Raw genomic sequence first — 2,867 nt, 5'->3', positions numbered from 1 at the left:
GTGGGCATGTTCGACGTCGAAGGGCTGGCGGTGAACGCGCAGCCGCTGGAGGAAGTGCGCGAATCCGACCCCGAGGCGGTTGCCGCKGGCGAGCGCGCGGGCGCCGACATGAGCATCGCCGAGGCGTTCGCGGTGGCCCTCCCGGATGCCGACGAATCGCTGCGGGAAGCGCTCGCGCCATGGTGAGCCGTCACCGGCCCGTGATCCGCACGCCCGATCAGCGGATCCGGGTCTTCGTCAGCTCGACCCTGCGCGAGCTCGCCGACGAACGACGCGCAGTGCGTGCCGCGATCGAACGCATGCGCCTGGCCCCCGTCATGTTCGAACTCGGCGCCCGCCCCCACCCACCCCGCGACCTCTACCGCTCCTACCTCGAGCAGAGCGACATCTTCATCGGCATCTACTGGGAGAGCTACGGCTGGGTCGCCCCCGACGAGCAGATCTCCGGCCTCCAGGACGAATACGACCTCGCCCCCGCCACGATGCCGAAACTCATCTACATCAAGGCATCCGACCACCGCGACGAACGCCTCCAGACCCTCATCACCCGCATCCAGACCGACGACCACGCCGCCTACCTCCCCTTCCACACCGCCGAAGAACTCCAAGAACGCATCACCGACGACCTCGCCACCCTCCTCGCCGAACGATTCGACGCAGCCGGCGGCGAGTGGGCGGACGACGCAGACGAGGAGCCGGGCGCGGGCCCGGGCCATGTGCCTGCCCCCTACACCGAGACCATCGGACGGGAGGAGGACGTCCGCGCCGTCCACGACCTCCTCGCGGACGGCGCCGAGCGCGTCCTGAGCCTGGTGGGCCCCGGCGGGATCGGGAAGAGCCGTCTCGCGATCGAGGTCGCGAGGACCAGCGCCGACCTGTTCCCCGACGGGGTCTACTTCGTCCTTCTCGAGGGGGTCCTGGAGCGAGGGCTGATGCTTCCGACGATCGCCTACTCGCTCGGGGTGCGTGACAGCGGGGCCGCCGACCTCCAGGACCGCATCGCGCAGGCGCTCGCCGGCAGGCGCGTGCTCATCGTGCTCGACAACTTCGAGCAGATCGTCGAGGCGGCAACCGATCTCGTCCGGCTGTACTCGGCGCTCCCCACCGCGACCTTCCTCGTCACCAGCCGCATCGTGCTGCGCATCCGCGGGGAGCGCGTGTACGAGGTCCAGCCGCTGTCGGCTCCCGCGCGCCACGAGCCTGCGACGCTGAACCGCGCACGGCACTCGGCCGCCGTCGCGCTGTTCCTCGATCGAGCCCGAGCGGTCAAGCCCGGATTCGAGCTCACCGAGGCGAATGTCGCGGACGTCGTGAGCATCTGCCGCCGCCTCGACGGCCTGCCCCTCGCCATCGAGCTCGCAGCAGCCAAGGTGCGCGCGCTCCAGCCGTCGGCGATCGACGCCCGGCTGGGCCAGAGCCTTCCACTGCTCAGCGCGCCCTCGCGCGATCTGCCGGAGCGTCACCGCACGATGCGCGCCGCGATCGACTGGAGCATGGGGCTGCTGCGCGAGGTCGAGAGGGACATGCTCGAAGACCTCGGGGTCTTCGCCACCCGGTTCACCCTCGAAGCCGTCGAGGCGATGAGCGCGGGCCGAACCTGGGAGGGCCAGGTGCTCGACGCCCTCAGCGGCCTGGTCGACGCCTCGCTCGTGAAGCAGGCCGATATCGGCGGCCGCTCGACCTTCTCCCTGCTCGCGATCGTCCGGGAGTACGCGCTGGGCCGGCTCAAGGCGCGCGGCGAGGCGGACGCGATGCGGCGCGCGCACGCGGACTACTACGCGGAGCTCGTCCGCAGCGCGGTGCCCGACCTCCGCGGCGCGCGCCAGGGGGCGACCGTCCGGCTGCTCGGACTCGAACTGTCGAACCTGCGGGCGGCGGTCCGGCACCTCGTCTACACGGACCGGCTCGATGACGCCGGAGACTTCGCGTGGAACCTCTTCGTCTACTGGTGGATCTCGGGCTTCTTCAGCGAGGTCCGCCTGTGGATGCTGGAGCTCCTCGAGAAGGAGAGGCCCATCTCCACGCGCACCAAGGCCATCGCCGCCTTCTTCACGGTCTGGGGTGAGATGTGGCGGCGTCCGAGCGAGCAGGTGATCTCGGGCCTGGGCGAAGCCGCGCGCCTCTTCGAGGAGAGCGGTGACGAACAGGCGTCGGCGACGGCGCTGGCGGCGCGCGGCAGCACGCGGATGCGCTTCCCGGATCTCGATATGCACGCCGCGCAGAAGGATCTGAGGAACGCGAGGGAGGACCTGCACCACCTCGGGGACTGGTGGACGGAGTCGCTCGCCGATGTCGGCCTGGGTCTTCTCGCCCTCGCCCGCGGCGCGTTCGCCGATGGTCGCGAGCACTTCGAGCGGGCGCTCGCGATCGCCGTGGACCGGCAGGATCCCTTCATGCAGATCGTGGCCGGCAACAACGTCGCGCGGATGGACCTGCTCGCGGGCGACACCGCGGCGGCCGAGCGCGGCTACCGCACGGGGCTCGAGCTCGCGGCGCTCCTGCACTACGACGAGGGGGCGCAGTACGCACTCGAGGGGATGAGCGCCATCGCGGCGATCCAGGGCGATGCGTGGCGGGCCGGCGCACTCGCTGCCGTGACGGAGTCGATCCGCCAGCGTGTGGGCATGTTCGACGTCGAAGGGCTGGCGGTGAACGCGCAGCCGCTGGAGGAAGTGCGCGAATCCGACCCCGAGGCGGTTGCCGCGGGCGAGCGCGCGGGCGCCGACATGAGCATCGCCGAGGCGTTCGCGGTGGCCCTCCCGGATGCCGACGAATCGCTGCGGGAAGCGCTCGCGCCATGGTGAGCCGTCACCGGCCCGTGATCCGCACGCCCGATCAGCGGATCCGGGTCTTCGTCAGCTCGACCC

At 71.0% G+C, this 2,867-nt stretch carries 2 protein-coding genes; both read left to right on the top strand.

What is annotated here, in order from left to right; translation table 11 throughout:
* Positions 1–186 (top strand): hypothetical protein (locus tag AC1DP3_RS18095; protein ID WP_477295725.1); only part of this gene is annotated, 186 nt, incomplete at its 5' end.
* On the top strand, positions 180–2,804 hold the full coding sequence (locus tag AC1DP3_RS18090; RefSeq protein WP_477295723.1) for a DUF4062 domain-containing protein: 2,625 nt from the start codon (positions 180–182) through the stop codon (positions 2,802–2,804). The genes AC1DP3_RS18095 and AC1DP3_RS18090, both read left to right, overlap by 7 nt.
* The last annotated feature ends 63 nt before the right edge of the window (positions 2,805–2,867 follow it).

Source organism: Microbacterium sp. P5_B6, from assembly GCF_056400345.1.
Note: the sequence above shows the minus strand (reverse complement) of the source record. Positions and strands in the feature narration are given on the sequence as shown.

Excerpts from the sequence above, each read along its gene's own strand:
- AC1DP3_RS18090 (WP_477295723.1), top strand. The coding sequence starts at position 180 with ATGGTGAGCCGTCACCGGCCCGTGATCCGCACGCCCGATCAGCGGATC.